At 61.2% G+C, this 19,709-nt stretch carries 18 protein-coding genes; 7 read left to right on the forward strand and 11 right to left on the reverse strand.

The features are described from left to right. Window positions 1-888 (forward strand): DMT family transporter, encoded by an 888-nt coding sequence (locus tag ACZ1HH_RS00770; protein ID WP_472637051.1) that lies wholly within the window; start codon window positions 1-3, stop codon window positions 886-888. On the opposite strand, the gene ACZ1HH_RS00775 is transcribed toward ACZ1HH_RS00770, so the two are convergent. Continuing rightward, window positions 844-2,811 (reverse strand): lytic transglycosylase domain-containing protein, encoded by a 1,968-nt coding sequence (locus ACZ1HH_RS00775; RefSeq protein WP_472637052.1) that lies wholly within the window; start codon window positions 2,809-2,811, stop codon window positions 844-846. The genes ACZ1HH_RS00770 and ACZ1HH_RS00775 overlap by 45 nt on opposite strands. 138 nt (window positions 2,812-2,949) lie before the next feature. Here ACZ1HH_RS00775 and dapA point away from each other — a divergent pair, with 138 nt between their 5' ends. Next, window positions 2,950-3,822: a 4-hydroxy-tetrahydrodipicolinate synthase gene (dapA, locus tag ACZ1HH_RS00780; RefSeq protein ID WP_472637334.1), complete on the forward strand. Its 873-nt coding sequence runs from the start codon at window positions 2,950-2,952 to the stop codon at window positions 3,820-3,822. 100 nt (window positions 3,823-3,922) lie between these two features. On the opposite strand, the gene ACZ1HH_RS00785 is transcribed toward dapA, so the two are convergent. The 6 genes from ACZ1HH_RS00785 to pdxR form a co-directional block, all read right to left on the reverse strand. Continuing rightward, entirely contained in the window at window positions 3,923-4,801 is an 879-nt protein-coding gene (locus ACZ1HH_RS00785) for a sigma-70 family RNA polymerase sigma factor (protein ID WP_011537519.1), read from the reverse strand. Next, the gene (locus ACZ1HH_RS00790) at window positions 4,798-5,259 is read right to left on the reverse strand and encodes a carboxymuconolactone decarboxylase family protein (protein WP_011537520.1); all 462 of its coding nucleotides are present in this window, start codon (window positions 5,257-5,259) and stop codon (window positions 4,798-4,800) included. The genes ACZ1HH_RS00785 and ACZ1HH_RS00790 overlap by 4 nt, the downstream gene beginning before the upstream one ends. Before the next feature lie 94 nt (window positions 5,260-5,353). Continuing rightward, on the reverse strand, window positions 5,354-6,391 hold the full coding sequence (locus tag ACZ1HH_RS00795; protein WP_472637053.1) for a YeiH family protein: 1,038 nt from the start codon (window positions 6,389-6,391) through the stop codon (window positions 5,354-5,356). Between the two features lie 174 nt (window positions 6,392-6,565). Then, the gene (locus ACZ1HH_RS00800) at window positions 6,566-7,318 is read right to left on the reverse strand and encodes a TSUP family transporter (protein ID WP_487320439.1); all 753 of its coding nucleotides are present in this window, start codon (window positions 7,316-7,318) and stop codon (window positions 6,566-6,568) included. A gap of 11 nt (window positions 7,319-7,329) precedes the next feature. Continuing rightward, a complete protein-coding gene (xsc, locus tag ACZ1HH_RS00805; RefSeq protein ID WP_472637055.1) occupies window positions 7,330-9,108 on the reverse strand; it encodes a sulfoacetaldehyde acetyltransferase in 1,779 nt (592 codons plus the stop codon). 157 nt (window positions 9,109-9,265) lie between these two features. Beyond that, complete coding sequence (gene pdxR, locus ACZ1HH_RS00810; RefSeq protein WP_416367747.1) at window positions 9,266-10,732, reverse strand: MocR-like pyridoxine biosynthesis transcription factor PdxR; 1,467 nt, start codon at window positions 10,730-10,732, stop codon at window positions 9,266-9,268. 141 nt (window positions 10,733-10,873) lie between these two features. Here pdxR and ACZ1HH_RS00815 point away from each other — a divergent pair, with 141 nt between their 5' ends. Beyond that, entirely contained in the window at window positions 10,874-11,197 is a 324-nt protein-coding gene (locus ACZ1HH_RS00815; protein WP_472637056.1) for an ArsR/SmtB family transcription factor, read from the forward strand. Then, entirely contained in the window at window positions 11,190-12,221 is a 1,032-nt protein-coding gene (locus tag ACZ1HH_RS00820) for a permease (RefSeq protein WP_487320331.1), read from the forward strand. The genes ACZ1HH_RS00815 and ACZ1HH_RS00820 overlap by 8 nt, the downstream gene beginning before the upstream one ends. Window positions 12,222-12,546: 325 nt before the next feature. Here the strand turns inward: ACZ1HH_RS00820 and ACZ1HH_RS00825 are convergent, their stop codons facing one another. Next, on the reverse strand, window positions 12,547-13,947 hold the full coding sequence (locus tag ACZ1HH_RS00825; RefSeq protein WP_472637057.1) for an aminotransferase family protein: 1,401 nt from the start codon (window positions 13,945-13,947) through the stop codon (window positions 12,547-12,549). Window positions 13,948-14,231: 284 nt separating this feature from the next. On the opposite strand from ACZ1HH_RS00825, the gene ACZ1HH_RS00830 reads away from it, so the two are divergent. The 3 genes from ACZ1HH_RS00830 (at window position 14,232) to ltaE (ending at window position 17,566) form a co-directional block, all read left to right on the forward strand. Further along, window positions 14,232-15,044, forward strand: coding sequence for a beta-keto acid cleavage family enzyme (locus ACZ1HH_RS00830; protein WP_472637058.1), 813 nt, complete (start codon window positions 14,232-14,234; stop codon window positions 15,042-15,044). Then, a complete protein-coding gene (locus ACZ1HH_RS00835) occupies window positions 15,041-16,369 on the forward strand; it encodes an aspartate aminotransferase family protein (RefSeq protein ID WP_472637059.1) in 1,329 nt (442 codons plus the stop codon). The genes ACZ1HH_RS00830 and ACZ1HH_RS00835 overlap by 4 nt, the downstream gene beginning before the upstream one ends. Window positions 16,370-16,516: 147 nt before the next feature. After that, complete coding sequence (gene ltaE / locus ACZ1HH_RS00840) at window positions 16,517-17,566, forward strand: low-specificity L-threonine aldolase (RefSeq protein ID WP_472637060.1); 1,050 nt, start codon at window positions 16,517-16,519, stop codon at window positions 17,564-17,566. A 94-nt stretch (window positions 17,567-17,660) separates the two neighbouring features. Here ltaE and ACZ1HH_RS00845 read toward each other — a convergent pair whose 3' ends face one another. The 3 genes from ACZ1HH_RS00845 to ACZ1HH_RS00855 form a co-directional block, all read right to left on the reverse strand. Then, on the reverse strand, window positions 17,661-18,422 hold the full coding sequence (locus ACZ1HH_RS00845; RefSeq protein WP_472637061.1) for an isocitrate lyase/PEP mutase family protein: 762 nt from the start codon (window positions 18,420-18,422) through the stop codon (window positions 17,661-17,663). Between the two features lie 195 nt (window positions 18,423-18,617). Then, a complete protein-coding gene (gene recR / locus ACZ1HH_RS00850; RefSeq protein WP_011537532.1) occupies window positions 18,618-19,217 on the reverse strand; it encodes a recombination mediator RecR in 600 nt (199 codons plus the stop codon). A gap of 144 nt (window positions 19,218-19,361) precedes the next feature. After that, complete coding sequence (locus ACZ1HH_RS00855; RefSeq protein ID WP_011537533.1) at window positions 19,362-19,706, reverse strand: YbaB/EbfC family nucleoid-associated protein; 345 nt, start codon at window positions 19,704-19,706, stop codon at window positions 19,362-19,364. Window positions 19,707-19,709: the final 3 nt, after the last annotated feature.

The raw sequence follows: 19,709 nt of genomic DNA on the forward strand, positions 1-19,709 counted from the left end.
ATGGATCAACTCATGGCCAAGAACGATACCAGAATGGGCATTCTACTGATGGTCGGCGCGACGATCATTTTTGCCCTGCAGGACGGGATCTCGCGCCACCTGGCCAGCGAGTACAACGTCTTTATGGTCATCACCATCCGCTACTGGTTCTTTGCGGCCTTTGTGATCACGCTGGCGCTGCGCCAGACCGGGAGCATCCGCGCGGCAGCGCAGACCAGCCAGAGGTGGGTGCAGATCTTTCGTGCCTTTGTACTGGTCGCGGAGATATGCGTGATGGTGCTGGCCTTTACGGTGCTCGGTCTTGTGGAAAGCCATGCGGTGTTCGTCTGTTACCCGCTTCTGATTGCCGCGCTGTCTGGTCCCATCCTGGGCGAGCAGGTGGGCTGGCGGCGCTGGGCAGCGATCGGTGTGGGCTTCATCGGGGTTCTGATAATCCTGCAACCGGGCTCGGGTGTGTTCCAGATTGCCGCGCTTATTCCGCTTTTGGCGGCCTTGATGTTTGCCCTTTATGGCTTGCTCACCCGCTATGTGGCGCGCCGGGACACCACTGCGACAAGCTTCTTTTACACGGGCGTCTACGGCATGCTTTTTGTAACGCCCCTGGGGGTGTGGTGGTGGGAGCCGATGACGGCTGCGGACTGGGGCTGGATGGCGACACTCTGTGTGACCGGAGCGCTCGGGCATTGGCTCTTGATCAAATGCTACGAGGTGGCAGAGGCCAGCGCTGTGCAACCTTTCGCATATATGCAGCTCCCTTGGGCTGCGATGATCGGGCTGTTGGTCTTTGGCGAGGATATGCGCACCAATGTGATCATCGGTGCTGCCATCGTCGTCGCCGCAGGTCTATTCACCTTTTGGCGCGAAAGCCTGAAGCGTGCGGCCCGATAGTTCGCGTGAGAAGGGCACGGGCAGAGGCGCTTCTCCAAGCCGCGCTCGATAAACCGGCAGGCTCTCGGTCACGCGCATGACGTAATTGCGGGTTTCATTAAAGGGGATGTGCTCGATCCAGTCGATCACATCGACCTTTGGATCACGGGGATCACCATAGCGTTCCATCCAGGCGATCGGACGGTGCGGCCCCGCGTTGTAGCCCGCCGCCATCAGGACCACGTTGCCGTCGAATTCCTTGGCCAGCGCCGCAAGGTAGGTGGCGCCCAGCTTTGCGTTATATTGCCAGTCCGAGGTGAGGCGCGCGACCGCGTGCTCCTCCAGAATGCCGAGGCCCTTGGCGACCAGTTCTGCGGTGCCGGGCATCACTTGCATCAACCCGCGCGCGCCCGCATGGCTTACGACCACAGGGTCAAATTCGCTCTCGCGGCGGGCAATCGCCAGAACCATCTCGGGCGCCATGGGGAGGTCGAGGTCGGTAACCGGATGCAGCGGGTAATAGGCACCCGCAAGCTCCAATCCGTCCTGAGCAGCTCGCTTGGAGATCATCACGGCCAGATGCGGCAGTTTCATGTCGACAGCCATCTGCCCCAGTTGCAACGCCTGATCCGGGGGGAGGCTTTCCACGAGATGAGTGAGGAACCGCTCTGCAAGCGACACCTCACCGGCCTCCAGCAAGGCAATGCCTGCGGCATAGACTGAGGACTGCAAAAACGTGGCGTTGCGCCAGCTCGGGGCCTCCGGACGGGTCAGGCGCGGATCGAAACTGCGCCCAAGCGCCTGGGCGGACAACAGCCCGTAATAGGAACTTTGATATTTCGCCCCCAGCCGATAGGCCGCGTGAGCCTTGTCGATCTCACCGAGCTGCGCATAGGCCCGCCCGAGCCAATATCCGGCACGGCCCACGGAGATCGGGCTTTCAACCGCGGCAAGGAAACGCGTGAAATGATAGACGGCAAGTTCCGCATCGTCGAGCTTGCGCAACGCGACATAGCCCGCAATCCATTCGTTGTCGGCGTAGCCATAGCCAGCATCGGGCGTGGCAAAGTGATAGGCCGCGAGCTTATAGGCGCGGGTATTGTCATTGTCGCGCATCAGCTGACGCGCGAAATCCGCACGTCTGCGCAGCCATTTTGCCGGCTCCCCCAGCGCCTCGGCAGAGGTGGAGCGTTCAAACATCATGGCAATCGCATCATCCTGGCGTCGCTTTGCATCGCGCCAGGCAAAACGGTCATAGGCCAGCCCTGCATCGTCCTTGAGCGCATCCGGCACTGCAGCAATTGCCGCGTCTACGCCGTTGGCCTGCTCCTGCAAGGCAATGCGCGCTTCCGCCAGTTTGCGCGCACCATCGCTCACAAGCTCCAGCATCCGACGCGAGGACACTTTGTGCCCGTCCCAAAGCAAACGGTTGAGGCGCGCCTCGTGGTGTGCGGCCAAAAGGGTTTTGTGACGCGCTAGATAGGCGTCGTGGACCTCCTGCGGCATCGCCATGCTACGCCAAGCGCGCACGATTTCAGCCTGGCCTTCGCCTGTGCGCCCGGCCTCGATCAGCGCTTCCCCGAGGCTGAGCGCGCCTTCGGCGGTCTGGGCCGAGGGCATATCGCGATAAAAGGCGAGGATGGCGGAGTGTCCGGCCTTGGCAACAGTCTCTTCGCTCTGGCGGCGCAGATAGTCCATGCCGGGCCAGTCGGGACGGCGGTCGATGAAGGACAATACATCGCGTGCCGTGCCTTTGCCCGCGCGCAGGCGATGCCACTCGATGATGTCACGCTGGATCGAGCCCTCGCTTCCTGCATCGATCAGCGCTTCCTGCCATTGTCCGTCGCGCATCAGGGGCAGGGCGGTGTCCAGCCCGCGCGCTAGGGCGGGCGCGCCAAAAAGGGTCGCGCAAATCAGCAATGAGCAGGCGAGTCTGCGTGTCATCTCTTGCATTTTCCAGCAATCCGGGGATAGAGGCTGTGACGATAGTGCGAATGTCGCGGGGTGCAACTCAATTTCCCGCCAGCGCGCGCGTCCGGGCAAGGAATTGCCCGCATGAAAACCACTAACTGGAGCGTTCCCATGTTCAAAGGCTCTATGCCAGCCCTCGTCACCCCGTTTCGCAATGGTGAGTTGGATCTGGACACGCTCAAACACTTGGTGGAATGGCATATTGCGGAGGGGTCGACCGGTCTGGTGCCGGTTGGAACCACCGGTGAAAGCCCGACCCTGACCCACGAAGAGCACGAACTGGTCATCAAAGTGGTGGTCGAAACCGCCGCAGGCCGCGTGCCCGTGATTGCGGGCGCCGGGTCCAACAACACCGTCGAGGCGATTCGCTTTGTGGAGTATGCGCACCGCGTGGGGGCAGATGCCGCCCTTGTTGTGACGCCTTATTACAACAAGCCCACGCAGCGGGGTATGATCGCCCATTTCAGCGCGCTGCACGACTGCGCCGACATCCCGATCATCATCTACAACATCCCGCCGCGATCGGTTGTCGACATGTCCCCTGCCACGATGGGTGAGCTGGCCAAGCTGCCGCGCATCATCGGCGTGAAGGACGCAACCGGCAAGCTCGAGCGTGTGAGCCAACAACGGGCGTCCTGTGGCGCTGACTTCATCCAGCTCTCGGGCGAAGATGCAACCGCACTCGGCTTTAACGCGCACGGCGGCGTCGGCTGCATCTCGGTGACAGCCAACGTTGCTCCCAAGCTCTGCGCCGAGTTCCAGGCGGCGACGCTTGCGGGTGACTACAAAAAGGCTCTGGACTACCAGGACCGCTTGATGCCGCTGCATGAGGCGATCTTTATCGAGCCGGGTCTTGTGGGTGCAAAATACGGCATGTCCAAACTGGGTCTCTGCACCGAAGAGGTGCGCTCTCCGCTCACCGAACTCGAAGACAGCACCAAGGCCAAGATCGACGCAGCCATGGCCCACGCAGGCCTGCTCTGACGACACTGGTCAGTTTTTGATTGCAGCAGCCCCGGTTCTTCCGGGGCTGTTTTGTTTTGCGGATGAGTTTTGCCGGGAGCGCCGCCCGGAACGCATCTGATTACAGCACGGCGGCCAGATGCGCGGTCTTTTCTGGGTTGCGGATCACATAGACCTTGGCGATCCGCCCGTCGCGGATTTCCAGTGCGGTCGCTTGAACCAGCCCTTCTGGCTCTTGGCTGAGGATCGCGGGCAGGCCGTTCAGCATCGCAAACCGCCAGCGCGGCGGCAGATGTGCGCCGTATTTGCGTGCAAGCCCTTCGGCAAGGCGCATCACCTTGTCGCGTCCGTAAATCGGGTTGAGCGCCGCCATGGCCTTGCCGCCCCCGTCACTGACCAATTCCACATCCTGCGCCAGAAGCTGCGTCAACGCCGCCATGTCGCCGGTCTTTGAGGCACGAAAGAAGGCCTCGGTCAGGGCCCGGCTCTCTTCGGGGGCAACCTGGCTGCGCGGGCGTTCGGATTGCACATGACGTCTTGCGCGCGATACCAGTTGGCGGCACGCAGATGGGCTGCGGTCGAGGGCACTCGCTACCTCGTCATGGCTGTTGCCAAAGACGTCATGCAGCAAGAACGCGGCCCGTTCGAGCGGGGTCAGACGTTCAAGCGCCAGCAAAAGCGCCACCGAGACATCATGATCGATCAGCTCTGCGGGATCTTCGGTCAGCAGCGGTTCGGGCAGCCAGGCCCCCGTGTAAGTCTCGCGTTTGACACGCGCCGATTTCAACTGGTCGAGACAGAGCCGTGTGACCACCCGCACGAGATAGCCGGTTGGGTCGCGCACCTCGCCTCGTGGTGCCGATTGCCAGCGCAAATACGCGTCCTGCAGGATGTCTTCTGCATCGGCGACACTGCCCAACATGCGATAGGCGACCGCGAAAAGACGCGGCCGCACCGAAAGGAACGCATCGGTTCCGGTATTCTCTGTGCCGTGGTTCACGCAGCAGAGGCCTCCTTGGCGGCAGGGTGGGGGGTGCGAAAACCAATGGCAATGCGGTTCCAGGCATTGATCGCCCCAATCAAGAGCGTCAGTGCGACCTGCTCACGGGGGCTGAACGCCTTGGCGACCAGTTCATAGTCGGCGTCAGGGGCGGCCGTATCGGCAACCAGAGTTAGTGCCTCGGTCCAGGCCAGGGCTGCGCGTTCGCGAGGGGTATAGAGCGTGCTTTCACGCCATGCAGGCAACAGATGCATCCGGTCCTCGCTTTCACCCGCGTTGCGCGCGTCATGGGTGTGCATGTGGATGCAGAACGCGCACGCGTTGATTTGCGAGGCGCGCAGTTTCACCAGCTCGATCAGGCTGAACTCGAGGCCCGAGGTCTTCAGCAGCTCTTCTTGCTGCATCATCGGCTTGAAGAGATCGCCAGCGGCGGCGAATTGGTCGAGACGTTGTGTCATGGTCCAGTTCCTTTTCTGTCTTGGGGACTGACAACAGGACGCACGAGGGGGATGATCTGTGACAGGGGAGTGCAATTTTTTGCAAAAAATCTGATCAGGTCAGCAACAGGATGCCCAGAAGGATCAGCCCGGCAATGAATACCGTTTCGGTCACCAAGAGCCCGATGGCTGCGCCGCCCACCGAGAGCACCTGTTTGAGGTTGCTTTTCATGCCGACGGCGGCAATCGCAATCAGCAAGAGCCACCGCGAACAGGCGCTTAGAAAATCTGCAACAACAGGCGGGATCAGCGCCAGCGAATTGAGTGCCGCGAGCGCGATGAAGCCGATGACAAATCCCGGCAGGAGCGGAGGTTGGCGCCCTTCGGCGGGGGCCTCGATACGGGCGCGGATGAAGAGCGAGGCCACAAGCACCACAGGCGCGAGCATGGAGACGCGGATCAGTTTTACCAATGTTGCGGTGTCTCCGGTTTCCTCCGAGATGGAAAAACCGGCCCCGACCACTTGGGCTACGTCATGAATGGTCCCGCCGAGGAAGACCCCGGCCTGAATGTGGTCAAACTGCAGGCTGCCCGCAAGGATCGGATAGAGGATCATGGCGATGGTCGACAGGACTGTGACCCCCATCACGGTGAAAATCAGCCGCTGCTCCGAGGATTTATCGCGCGGTAGGATCGCAGCAATTGCCATTGCCGCAGAGGCACCACAGATCGCAACCGAGCCCGCCGTCAGGAGTGCAAACCGCCACTCCTGACCGAAGAAGCGCGCAACCCAGAGGCCAAAGAAGATGGTCGCGACCACGCCGCCCGCGGTGAGAAAGATCAAGGGTACTCCCAGTCCGGCGAGCACCATCATCGAGACCCGCACGCCCAAAAGCGCGACCCCAAGGCGCAGGAGGGTCCGCGCAGAAAACGCGACTCCCGGCACCGTGCGCCCCTCTTCGCCCAGAAAACTGACGGCAATCCCGAGGAGCAGCGCCATAAGCATTGCAGGCGTTGCGTAGTGTTCGGCCAAAAACTGCGCCGTGGCGGCAACGATAAAAGAGACGGCAATGCCCGGAAACAAGACCTTTGCCCTGCTGCGCAGGCGCGCAATCGAGAGAGGCAGGCGAGGGGACGGGGAGGTTTCAGGCACGGCGACCTCATCAGCTTGGGTGGTCAGGGACAGATGGTGCGGAGGCGATCCAGGCCCTGCTGCGCGCCGTGACAGGACCATAGCGCCCAATGTCCCTGCAGGAGTGGTACGCCTGTTCCTGCAACTTGGAAAGAGAGGAACATTTGTTTTTTGCGGGTCAGAGCACGGGCCGTGTCAGAACATCGCCCGGATCAGGCTGATGGTTGCAAGCGTCGCCAGAAGGATCACGACTTTCTGGCGAAAACCATCTGGTCGCGCACGGGCAAAGCCCCTGCTGCCGCACCACACGCCCAGCGCGAGTATGGGAAAGGCCATGATGGCGGCCCACGCGGTTTCGGAGGTCACAAGCCCATGTGCCGACATCGTCGGCAGAGCCATGAGGTCAATTCCCGTCAGGAAGACGATCATGGTCGCTCGAAAAGCGGCCGGCGGCATGGCTTGCGCGGATAAAAAGGCGGCTGTCGGCAGACCACCAACGCCTGCGGCATTGGCGGTCCCAGAAAGAATACCGACCCCAGCGTGCCCGAGGGCACCAATGGGGCGACGCAGTTGCCAGCCGCTCAGCAAGATGAGGCTCAGGAGCAAAATGAGCGCCGAGACCACCATCCGCGCATGCGTGGGCTCGATCCGGGCCATCAAAGCAACAGCCGGGATCACCGCAATTGCGGCCCCCACCAGCAACGCAATCGCGCGGTGCCAGTCGATAAGCGCCCGGATGCCACGCGCCTGAAACGCGGTCATGGCGATCTCGCAGGTGAAGACCACCGGAATGAGCGGCAGTGGATTGGTGACCATCGAGGCGATCACGATAAAGATCGCCGAGAAGCCAAAGCCCGAATAGCCGCGAATGACGGCCGCGAAAAACAGGGCAGCTGCCAGAAACAGCCCCTGCATCGCCGTGAGCGCAAAGGGCAAATCCACCTGCATCTCCGGCCCCATCAGGCGCGCGCCTGTGGACGCATGTCTGCGGCCGAGATCCCGGCAATCGCCACCGGCTTTTTCATGGCGTCGCGGCGAAAGGGCTCTCCCAGCTCCTGATTGATCAGGGCTTCGATCAGCGTGGTGATGCCTCGGCCCTGATCCTCGATCGCGTGGCGCAACGCCGCGGTCAGCTCTTCCATGGTGCGCGCGACAACGCCTTTCAGTCCGCAGGCTTGTGCAATCCCTGCATAAGAGACCTTGGTGTCGAGTTCTGTGCCCACGAAATTGTCGTCAAACCAGAGCGTCGAGTTGCGTTTTTCGGCACCCCATTGGTAGTTGCGAAACACCACCTGCGTAATTGCGGGCCACTCTGCGCGTCCAATAGCGGTCAGCTCGTTTACCGAGATGCCAAACGCACCGTCTCCGGCAAAGCCCACGACCGGGGTCTCGGGGCAGCCGATCTTGGCGCCCATGATCGCTGGCAAACCATACCCGCATGGGCCAAACAGCCCCGGGGCAAGATATTTGCGGCCTGCTTCGAAGGTGGGATAGGCGTTGCCGATGGCGCAGTTGTTACCAATGTCGGACGAAATGATGGCGTCTGAGGGGAGTGCGGACTGTATCGCGCGCCAGGCCATGCGTGGGCTCATCCAGTCGGGTTTTGCGGACCGCGCGCGGGCGTTCCAGGTGGTGCCGGGGTCGTCGTCTTCATGGTCCATCGCGGCAAGCTGCTGCGCCCAGCGGGATTTTGTTGCTGCGATATGGGCCTTGCGTGCGGAGCGCCCGGCATCTCCGGCGTCCTCTGAGAGCTGTTGCAGAATGCCATCGGCCACTTTGGCCGCGTCCCCCACAATCCCCACACGCACCGGTTTCGTCAGCCCGATCCGATCTGGGTTGATGTCCACCTGAATGATATCGGCTTCCTTTGGCCAATAGTCGATCCCATAGCCGGGCAGAGTGGAAAAAGGGTTGAGTCGGGTGCCGAGGCAAAGCACGACATCGGCATCGCGGATCAGCTCCATCGCCGCTTTTGAGCCATTGTACCCCAAGGGACCCACAAAAAGAGGATGCGTGCCGGGAAAGGCGTCATTGTGCTGATAGCCAACGCATACCGGCGCATCGAGCCGCTCCGCCAGCGCCATGGAGGCGGCGATACCCCCGCCAGAGAGCACCACGCCCGCACCATTGAGGATCACCGGATTTTGGGCCTCAGAGAGGAGCGAGGCGGCTTCTGAGACGGCCTGCGCCCCTCCTGCAGGACGTTCGAACGTGAGGATTTCGGGGAGGGCGATATCGATGACCTGAGTCCACATGTCGCGAGGAATGTTGATCTGCGCCGGGGCCGAGGCGCGTTTCGCGTTGCAGATCACGCGATTCAGAACTTCCGCAACGCGGCTCGGGTCGCGAACCTCTTCTTGATAGGCCACCATATCCTCGAACAGTTTCATCTGTTCGACCTCCTGAAAGCCCCCTTGGCCGATGGTCTTGTTGGCAGCCTGTGGCGTCACCAGCAGCAGTGGCGTGTGGTTCCAATAGGCGGTTTTTACGGCGGTGACGAAGTTGGTGATGCCCGGGCCGTTCTGCGCAATCATCATTGACATGTTGCCCGTCACCCGCGTGTAGCCATCGGCCATCATCCCGGCGGAGCCCTCATGCGCGCAGTCCCAGAACGTGATCCCAGCCTTGGGAAACAGATCGGAAATCGGCATCATCGCGGAACCGATAATGCCAAACGCATGCTCGATACCATGCATTTGCAGTGTTTTTACAAAGGCTTCTTCGGTGGTCATGCGCATGGTTGGCTCTCCCGATTGCGGCGTGGCGAGACGCGCATTCGCGGCGCGCCATGCCTTGGTTTATGCAGGCTTGCGCGAAGGGGTTAGGGCCAGTTGTATGGTGCGGTAGTGCCAGAATCGGTAGATGCTAGTCGGACCACCTTGTATGGCTCGCGCATCAGGACTGGCTATCCCGGATCGCCTCGGCCACATGTGCGATGCCTTGCGGGATGCGCTCTGAGGCGATCGACGAATATCCGAGCCGGTAGAAGTTGTGCCGCCGAGTGTCTCGCGCAAAAAAGGGCGCGCCGGGTTCGATCAATACACCTTTTTCGCGCAGCTTCAGGCCCACCTGCCCCATGTTGACATGATCAGGGGCCTGCATCCAGAGAGAGGATCCCCCATATAGGCTGCGATTGGCGGGGCACAGCCCTTCGGCCTCGACTGCGCGCTCCAGCACGGCACGGCGCTCTTGCAGGACTTTGGCGGTGCGCCGGATCTGCGCGTCGTAGTGACCAAGAGACAGGAAATAGGCAACGGTGCGCTGCACATGGCCCGGCGGATGGCGCAAGACATTGGCCCTGAGTGCGCGCGCCTGTCGGATGAAGGGCTCCGACCCCACCAGATACCCCAGCCGCAACCCCGGAAAGAGCGATTTGGAAAAGCTGCCCAGATAGATCACCCGCCCATCGCGGTCGATGGATTTGAGCGCAGGCGAGGGCTGATTGCGAAAGGACATCTCGAATTCATAGTCGTCCTCCACCACCACCGCACCGATTTCAGTGGCGCGCGACAACAGCGCCTTGCGGCGCGCCATCGGCATTGTTGCGGTGGTCGGACTCTGATGGCTCGGAGTGGTGAAAATCACATCGGTGTTGGTTGCGATCTGTGCTGGCGGCAACCCGTCCTCATCCACCGCGATCACATCCAGATCGCAGCCTGTATGACTGAGTTGGTCACGCAGCGTGTAATAGCTCGGGTCTTCAATGGCGGCCTTGCGGCCGGGCTGCAACAACAGCTGCACCACGGTCCAGAGCGCGTTTTGTGCACCCAGCGTGATCAGGATTTCCTCGGGCCGGGCAATCACCCCTCGGCGCGGCAGCGTGTTGCGGGCGATATATTCGATCAAGAGCGGGTCATCCTGATCAAAGTAATCGCCGGTCATCGCAGCAAAGTCCTTTTGCCCGAGCGCCCGGAGCGCGCAGAGGCGCCAGTTGGCGTGATCAAACAGGGTGGCATCCGCCTGCCCGTAGATGAAGGGATAGCGATAGTTGCGCCAGTCACGCGGTTTGGGGGGGCTGTCGCCGCCGGTGAAATCCTGAGTGATGGCGCGGTTCCAATCGACGCTGTCCGCTTCTTTTTGAATAGGCGAGAAAGAGGGCGGCACCGGCGCGGTCTGGGAGACGAAATATCCCGACCGTCCGCGAGCGCTCAGATAGTCATTTGCCACAAGTTCCGTATAGGCCAGCGTCACGGTGATGCGGCTCACCCCGAGATGCTGCGCCAATTTGCGTGATGAGGGCAGTTTTTCACCCGCGCGAAACCGCCCCGAGAGAATGCCAGCGGCAATCATCTCCTGGATCTGGGCCTGTAACGTGCCCTGCGCATCGGTATTGAGAAAAAACGTTTCGACGGAAATGGCCATGCCGCGACCCTAGTCTGGACTTAGGGCCGGGGCAATCTGGACTGTTTGATGGGTTTGATTATGCAGGGTTTGGAATTTGGACTTGCGGGATCGATATTAAACTACAAAACTAGATATATAGAATCATGTTGGAGATCAGCTATGGATGAGGCTGTTGCCGCGCAGGGCTTTGCTGCGATGGGATCTGAGGCTCGCCTTGAAGTGCTGCGCGTCCTGGTACGCGCAGGAGAAACAGGGGTGAGCGTTGGCGATATTCGCGAGCGCACCGGGATCGCAGCGTCGACTCTGGCGCATCACTTGAAATTCCTGGCTGCCGCCGGCGTGGTCTCGCAGGAGAAAGTTGGCCGGAGCACGATCTGTCGTGCCGATCTGGCGCATCTGGAGCGTCTTGCGGGGTATATCCTGAGCGAATGCTGTCTAGATGAAAAACTGGGGCAGGTTGCAAGCGTGGCAAACGATGGCTGATACTTCTCTTTCCCTGCGGCCGATGCGGGCCGCTCTTGAAGGGATGCAGAGTCCGTGGACCCTCGGCGCGCTTATTCTGGCTGTTGTCGCTTTGGTGGATGGCGCAAATTTCTGGCCGGTTCTGAGTTTTGCAGCGCAGGCCTTGTTGTCGACATCCAAGTACATCCTTTTTGCGGTGACTCTCTTGGCCTATCTCAAGGCCACTGGCGCAGAGGCGATGGTGGCGCGAGCCTTTGTGGGGCGCGAGACACGGATGATCTTCTTTGCAGCGCTTCTGGGGGGGCTTGCTCCGTTCTGTTCTTGCGAGGTGATCCCATTCATCGCCGGGCTATTGGCGCTGGGCGCGCCGCTTTCGGCAGTGATGGCGTTCTGGCTGTCGTCGCCGCTGATCGACCCGCCGACATTGTTGATCACTGCGGCGGCGCTTGGCTGGCCCCTTGCGCTGGCAAAGGCGGTGAGCGCGGTGGCGCTTGGTCTATTTGGCGGCTTTGTCGTCAAGGCATTGCGTCGTGGCGGGCTTTTTGCGGAGCCTCTGAAACGCGCCCCTGTCAAAAGCTGCTGCGGATGCGCAGCGCCTGCCACCGATGCACGGCCCAATTGGCGTTTCTGGCAAGACGCAGAGCGCCGCGAGATATTCCGCATTCAGTTTGTGGAGAACGCTCTGTTCCTGTTGAAGTGGCTTGCGTTTGCCTATGTGCTTGAGGCGCTTCTGGTGACCTATGTGCGTCCAGAGTGGATTGCCGCGATCGTGGGAGGAGAAGGTGTTGTCCCGATTGCAATCGCTGCGGTGGTTGGAATGCCCGCCTATCTCAACTCCTATGTGGCGCCGCCGCTGTTGGCTGGATTGATGAGCCAGGGAATGAGCGCGGGTGCGGCGCTTGCCTTTATGATCGCTGGTGCCGTGAGCTCGATCCCGGCAATGGCGGCGGTGTGGTCGCTCGTGAAACCGAGGGTCTTTGCCACCTATCTCGGGCTTGGTGTTTCGGGGGCGATCCTGTCGGGCGTCGTCTTCCAGATGATCTGAGGGCCTTTTGGGGGCGTGCTCCCGCCGACTCACGCTCCCATGCTGGTGCATGCGAGATGAGTCGTTGGGCCGCGCGCCTTCGGCGCGGGTTGCGCACTAAGGGCTCTGAGGAGCAGGTTTGCCCGTCAAAGCCTGTGTCCATTCTGACAAGAGAGGCGGGTCAAGGACTGGCGGCCCCGAGGGGCGGGGCCTGCGGCCTCCTTGACCCGCAAGAGGCCTCCCGCATGCCGCAAGTGGATCTAAGTGCCGCATGTCAGACGATGTAAAAAGGCGGCCCCGAGGTGGGAGCCGCCTTTTTCAATGGGCGTGGGACCTATTGGTCAGGTTAGCCAAAGACCGTGGTCAACGCCTTGTCGACCGCATCGGTGATCTTGTCGATGTCATCCGCAGTGGCGATGAGCGCGGGCGAGAAACACAATGTGTTGTTGCGTCCGGGCACCGAGCGGTTGGTGACACCGATGATGACCCCGTGATTTCCACATTCGGCGACGACCTTCTGTGCCAAGGCTTCTTCCACGGGTTCCTTGGTGTCGCGGTCCGTCACCAGCTCGGCGCCAAGAAACAGCCCCTTGCCGCGCACATCGCCGATCACAGCGTGTTTTTCCTGCAGGGCGCGCAGGTTCGAGATCATCCGTTCGCCCATCTTGGTGCAGTTTTCCAGAAGGCCCTCGTCCTCGATGATGCGCATGTTTTCCAGCGCGGCCGCAGGACCGGCGGTGCAGCCACCAAAGGTCGAGATGTCACGGAAATAGTTGAGCTTGTCGGAGGCGTCGTCCTTGAACAGCTCAAAGACCTCTTCGGTTGTGACCATACAGGCGATGGCCGCATAGCCGGAGGCAACGCCTTTCGCCATGGTCACGAAGTCAGGCTTGATGCCGTAGTGCTGGTAGCCAAACCAATGGGTGCCTGTGCGCCCGATGCCGCAGACGACCTCATCGATATGCAAGAGCACATCATAGGTCTTGCAGATCTCCTGCACGCGCGGCCAGTAGCCCTCTGGCGCTTCGATGACGCCACCACCTGCGGTGACGGGCTCAAGGCAGAGTGCGCCGACGGTCTCTGGGCCTTCGCGCAGGATGACTTCTTCGATCAGGTTGGCCGCCGCGATGCCGAATTCCTCGCCAGAGAGGTGCTCAAGGCCAAGCTCATGCTTGCGGTATTCCATGCAATGCGGAACGCGGACGAAATCGGGGGCGAAGGGGCCGTATTGCGCGTTGCGCTCGTCCTGACCGCCCGCAGACATCGCCGCCAGCGTGGAGCCATGATAATCGCGGTCGCGGTAAAGGATCTTGGTTTTCTTGCCGCCGTATTTCTTGTGCGCGATCTGACGCACCATCTTAAAGGCCTTCTCGTTGGCCTCGGAACCGGAGTTGCAGTAGTAGACGCGGGACATACCCGGCATTTTCTCAATAAGCTTTTCGGCATAGAGCGCGCCTGGAACAGACCCGGCCGCCTGCGCAAAATAGCACATCTTCATCATCTGGTCGTAGACGGCCTTGCAGATGCTTTCGCGTCCATAGCCGACGTTGACGGTCCAGACCGCACCGGACACCGCGTCGAGCCATTCCTTGCCGTTCTGGTCCCAGACGCGCATGCCTTTTCCCTCGACGATAATCCGCGGATCGGAGGTTTCAAACGGCTTGTGCTGGACCAGGTGATGCCAGACGTGGGCCTTGTCGGCCTCGATCACATGGCTGAGGTCATTGTCGGTGAACGTGCCGTGCATGACATGTTCCTTTCATGGCTTGTTCGAAGAAGAGCAGGGGCGTGCTGAATGCGCCCTGTGTCAGGCGCCAGAAAATGACACTTTGCAGATGTGGAATAGGTCCAGGTGGGTGCAATGTTTAGGTCCAAAAGCAAAAAGCACATATGTTCGCAAATGTCTGCATTGGGGACATATGTGTTTGATGGCAATCTGAGCACGACGAATCCGACCGGCGGACTCCTCTGGGGCCATGTGTGCAGCCGAGGACCCGTATATGGTCGCGCAACGGGGGAAGGAGCACGGCGTTGACGGAATTCACACTGATGGTGGCGCCGAATGGCGCGCGCCGCGGTAAGGCAGACCATCCGGCCCTGCCGATGACGGCGCCGGAACTTGCCGAGACCGCACTGGCATGTCATCGCGTGGGGGCGCAGGCGTTGCACTTGCATGTGCGCGATGCCGAGGGTGTCCATTCGCTGGACGCCGGGCGCTATCGCGAGGCCATGGCACTGGTGACTGAGGCTGTGCCCACGATGGGCATTCAGATCACCACCGAGAGCGCCGGTCTCTTTGATGTGGGTGCACAGCTGGCTTGCCTTGAGGCGCTGCGCCCGGCGGCGGCCTCTGTTTCGGTGCGTGAGATGGCGCGAGACAAGAGTTTGGCAGCGCGGGCCTATGCGCTTTGTTCGGAGGCAGGCACACAGGTGCAGCATATTCTTTACACGCCCGAATGTGTGGAACAGCTTGAGGCGTGGTATGCGGATGGAACGGTCCCTGACGAGATGCGGGACGTGATCCTTGTGCTCGGGCAGTATGCCACCGGACAGCCTGCGCGGTCCGCGATGTTGCCACCGTTTCTGGCGCTGATCGCGCCGTTGGACCTTCGCTGGTCGCTCTGTGCCTTCGGGCCCGAGGAACACGCCTGTTTGCTTGCCGCGGTAGAGGCCGGTGGCCAGGTGCGTATCGGATTTGAAAACAGCCTTGGCCCAATGGGCGGTCCTGCCTGGGCCGACAACGCTGCCTCTGTTGAGGCGTTTTTGAACCTGACCGTCGCGCGCGGTCACACCCTTGACCCGCATCAGAACATGCCGGGCGCAAATCTGCGAGAGCTGACATGAGCCACGTTTTTCCCCGTCACACAAAATCCGACCTGCCCACCGCTGTTGGTGGGGATGGCTGCTATCTGATTGATGCAAATGGAAAACGATACTTCGACGGTTCAGGCGGGGCGGCGGTTTCTTGTCTCGGGCATTCCGATGCGGCCGTGATCAAGGCCGTGCAGGAGCAGGTTGAAAAGCTGGCCTTTGCGCATACTGGTTTCATGACGTCCGAGCCTGCCGAGGCTCTGGCGGACCTGCTGATCTCAAAGGCGCCGGGCACTCTCGATCGCGTCTATTTTGTCTCTGGCGGGTCTGAGGCCACCGAGGCCGCGATCAAGCTGGCGCGGCAGTATCACCTCGAACGCGGTGAGCCGCAGCGGCGTCACCTGATTGCCCGGCGACAGAGCTATCACGGCAACACACTGGGTGCCCTTGCAGCTGGAGGCAATGCTTGGCGGCGCCAGCAGTTCGACCCGCTTTTGATCGGCGTGTCGCATATTGCGCCTTGCTATGAATACGTGGATCGCAGCGACGGAGAGAGCAGCTTTGACTATGGCCAGCGGGTCGCAAATGAGCTCGAAGCTGAAATCCTGCGTCTTGGTCCCGACACGGTCATGGCCTTTATGGCCGAGCCCGTGGTTGGAGCAACCCTGGGGGCTGTGCCTGCGGTCGAGGGCTACTTCAAGCGGATCCGCGAGATCTGTGATACCTATGGTGTGTTGCTGATCCTCGACGAGGTGATGTGCGGCATGGGGCGTACCGGACATCTTTTTGCCTGCGACGCAGATGGGGTGGCGCCTGACATCCTTTGCATCGCCAAGGGGCTCGGCGCGGGCTATCAGCCGATTGGAGCGATGCTCTGCTCCAGCGCGATCTATGATGCGATTGCGCAGGGCACGGGGTTCTTTCAGCACGGGCATACCTATCTCGGGCATCCGGTTGCCACAGCGGCAGGGCTTGCAGTGGTCAATCAGATGCTGGAACGCGACCTGGTTTCGCGCGTGGCGGAGAAGGGCACGCAGTTGCAAGCGGCGCTGATGGAGCGATTTGCGCAACACCCCAATGTGGGTGACATCCGCGGGCGCGGTTTGTTTCGCGGTCTCGAATTGGTGCAGGACCGCGACAGCAAAGCCCCGTTTGATCCGGCACATGGTCTTGCCGCGCGGATCAAGCGGGCCGCGTTGGAGGCGGGGCTGATCTGTTATCCGATGTCGGGCACGCGCGATGGCCGGATGGGCGATCATATCCTGCTGGCACCGCCTTTCATCCTGAGTGAGACGCAGATCGAAGAGATCTGCGACAAGCTGGCGATTGCAATCGAAGAGGGGCTCGCCGCGATCTGATCCTACACTTGCTTTCTGCCAGGTCGCTTAGGGCGGCTGGATTGTACTTGCCACGCTGCCGCCCATTGCACTGTGCTCTGGGATGGTTTCAATATGCCGCGACATCGAGACGACACAGCGCCCCGGCGGCAGAAAAGGACAGCGATCATGAGCCAGTACACTCAGACACCCGGAGCTCGGCCGCAGCAGGTGCTATGCGATCTGCGCAGCGATACCGTCACGCGTCCTGATGCCGGCATGCGCGCCGTGATGGCCGACGCGGAGGTCGGGGATGATGTCTATGGCGAAGATCCAAGCATCAACCGCCTCGAGTCCGCCTTGGCGGAGCGCGCAGGAAAAGAGGCGGCTCTGTTTCTGCCCACTGGCACCCAGAGCAATCTTGTCGCCATGCTGGCCCATTGTGGTCGCGGCGAGGAGGTGATCACCGGGCGGGACTACCACGTCTACAAATACGAGGCGGGCGGCGCCTCGGCACTGGGCGGCGTTGTTCTGGACGCTCTGCGCGTCTCAGAGGATGGCGGATTGGAGCCTGCAGAGATTGCAGCCGCCATCAAGGAAGATGACTCGCACCACCCGATCTCGCGGCTGCTGTCACTGGAGAATACCCACAACGGTAAGGTCGTGTCGCTGGCGCGATTGGACAAGAGCATCGCGGTCGCGCGCGACGCCGGGCTCGCAGTGCATCTGGATGGGGCGCGGGTTTTCAACGCTGTGACTGCGCTGGGCTGCGAGTTGACCGACATTGCTGGGCGCTTTGACAGCGTCTCGATATGTCTCTCAAAAGGGCTTGGCGCGCCGGTTGGCTCTGTTCTGGTTGGCCCCACAGAAATCATCGCGCGGGCGCGACGTCTGCGCAAGATGGTAGGCGGCGGCATGCGTCAGGCCGGTGTTCTCGCGGCAGCGGGGCTCTATGCGCTGGAGCATAACGTGGCGCGGCTCGCAGAAGATCATGCTCGGGCAGCCGAGCTTGCTGAGACATTGCGCGGGCTCGGGGCCGGCACGGTCGCGCACAACACCAATATGGTGTTTTTCACACCCGAAGCGGGGAATAACGCGGCGCTCGGTGCAGCGCTGGCCGAAGCTGGAGTGGTCATCTCCGCCGGTGGCACCGGCGCCATTCGGATGGTGCTCCACAAGGATGTTACCAGTGAGGGGTTCGAAGCGACATTGGCGGCTTTGCGATCCCATTACGGATAAGCCTAGAGAGCTGAGGGCGCAGGGGGTAGTTCCCGCCCCCGGCGCCGCGCCAGCGGCGCGGCGGGACTGCACAACACAGGGTGATGCGCAAACTCTAGGCGCGCAGTCCGGCCTCCGCAGCTTTGAGGTCGGTCAGGAACTTGAAGAACGGTCCCGGACCGTAACTGACCCGCGCGACATTCAAAGCCGCAATTTCTTTGAGGGACTGCGCCTGCGCACGCATCATTGCGTTTACCGGCAGTTGCGTATGCTCCACACAGTGCGCGATGAGGTCGAGCTCTGTAAGCCCCGGCACAAAGAAACCGCAGGCTCCGGCCTCTGAATAGGCGGCTGCCCGCTCGAGCGCCTCTGGCAGCTGGTCTCGATGCGTCTCGGGGGCGCGTCCAAGGAACAGATCGGTCCGGGCGTTGATAAACAGCGGCACGCCTTCTTCTGCCGCGACCGTTTTTATGGCGTGAATGCGGTCGACCTGTACGGAAACCGGATGCAATCCCGAGCCGCCCACAACGCGGTCTTCGAAATTGATCCCGACAGCGCCCGCGCGCAGGATCTTGCGAACGTTCTCGCCAATTTCGGCAGGCGCGGTTGCATAGCCGCCTTCAAAATCGACCGTGACAGGGACAGAAACCGTTTCACAGATCCGCGCTACGATGCGCAGGACAAAATCAAGGGGTATGCTCTCACCGTCTGCGTAGCCATGTGCTGCCGCCATCGACAAGCTTCCCGTCGCGACCGCAGGCGCACCGTTTTCAGCCAGCGCTTTTGCGCCTGCTGCATCCCAGATGTTGTAGAGCACCACTGGATCGCCTTTTTGGTGGAGCGCGGCAAAACGCGTGGCTTTTTCAATCTGCGACATGGGGAAATCCTCTCTTCAAATCCTCTGCGCCGCTCAGTACGGGCAGTGCGGCCCGGTATGGCAGGTGCCTTGAAATAACACAGACAGAATATCGCGCCGCTTGAGATCGGGCGCCGATCTCAGGATTTCAAATCTGCGCGCGGAAGGCCGCAAATCCCTGTTTGCAAAGGGGGCAAGCGTCGCGTCGGCTCGAGCTCAGATTTCCTTGCGGGCGCGCAGTGCAGCCGAGATCGTGCCATCATCAAGATAGTCCAGCTCGCCGCCGATGGGCACACCCTGCGCCAGTGACGTGAGCTTGACACGTCCAGACAGTTGATCTGCGATGTAATGCGCCGTGGTCTGGCCATCGATCGTCGCGTTGAGTGCGAGGATCACCTCACTTACCCCTTCGGTGGAGACCCGATCCACGAGGCGAGGGATGCGCAGATCTTCGGGGCCAATGGCATCAAGTGCTGACAACGTGCCGCCCAGGACGTGATAGCGTCCCTTGAACACACCAGCGCGCTCCATCGCCCAGAGGTCCGCCACATCCTCGACCACGCAGAGTTCTCCATTGGCGCGCGTCTCATCCTCGCAGAGCGCGCAGATGTCGCTCGTGCCCACGTTGCCGCAGTTGAGACACTCGCGCGCGGTCTCTGCAACACGGCTCATGGCATCGGCGAGCGGGGTCAGGACAAGCGCACGCTTGCGGATCAGGTGCAACACAGCACGGCGCGCGGAGCGGGGGCCAAGCCCCGGCAGCTTGGCCATCAATGCAATCAATGCCTCGATATCGCTGTTGTCCTGCGCAGCCATTCCTCTGCTCCGTTCTGCTTCTGTTCAACTAGGCCGCATTGCGCGGTGAAGTGCAAGCCCTGCTGGCATTTGCAGTGTGAGCCTGCGCGCGGGCATGAAAAAAGGCGACCCTTGGGGCCGCCTGATTTTCGCATGTCACTGGCGTCAGAACGGCAGTTTCATGTCCTTGGGAAGGCCCAGACCTTCGGTGAGTTTGGTCATTTCGTCCTGCGCACGCTCGGCCGCTTTGGTCTGCGCGTCCTTGACGGCGGCGAGGATCAGATCTTCGACCACTTCCTTGTCGTCCCCGTTGAAGATCGACGGGTCGATATCCAGCGACTTCAGATCGCCCTTGGCGCTCGCGGTCGCCTTGACCAGCCCGGCACCGGCTTCGCCGACAACCATGATATTGTGCAGCTCTTCCTGCATTTCGCCCATTTTGGACTGCATCTCTTGGGCTTTTTTCATCATCCCGGCCATATCGCCGAGGCCGGAAAGGCCTTTAAACATATC

Source organism: Epibacterium sp. HA2-3 (genome assembly GCF_055693725.2).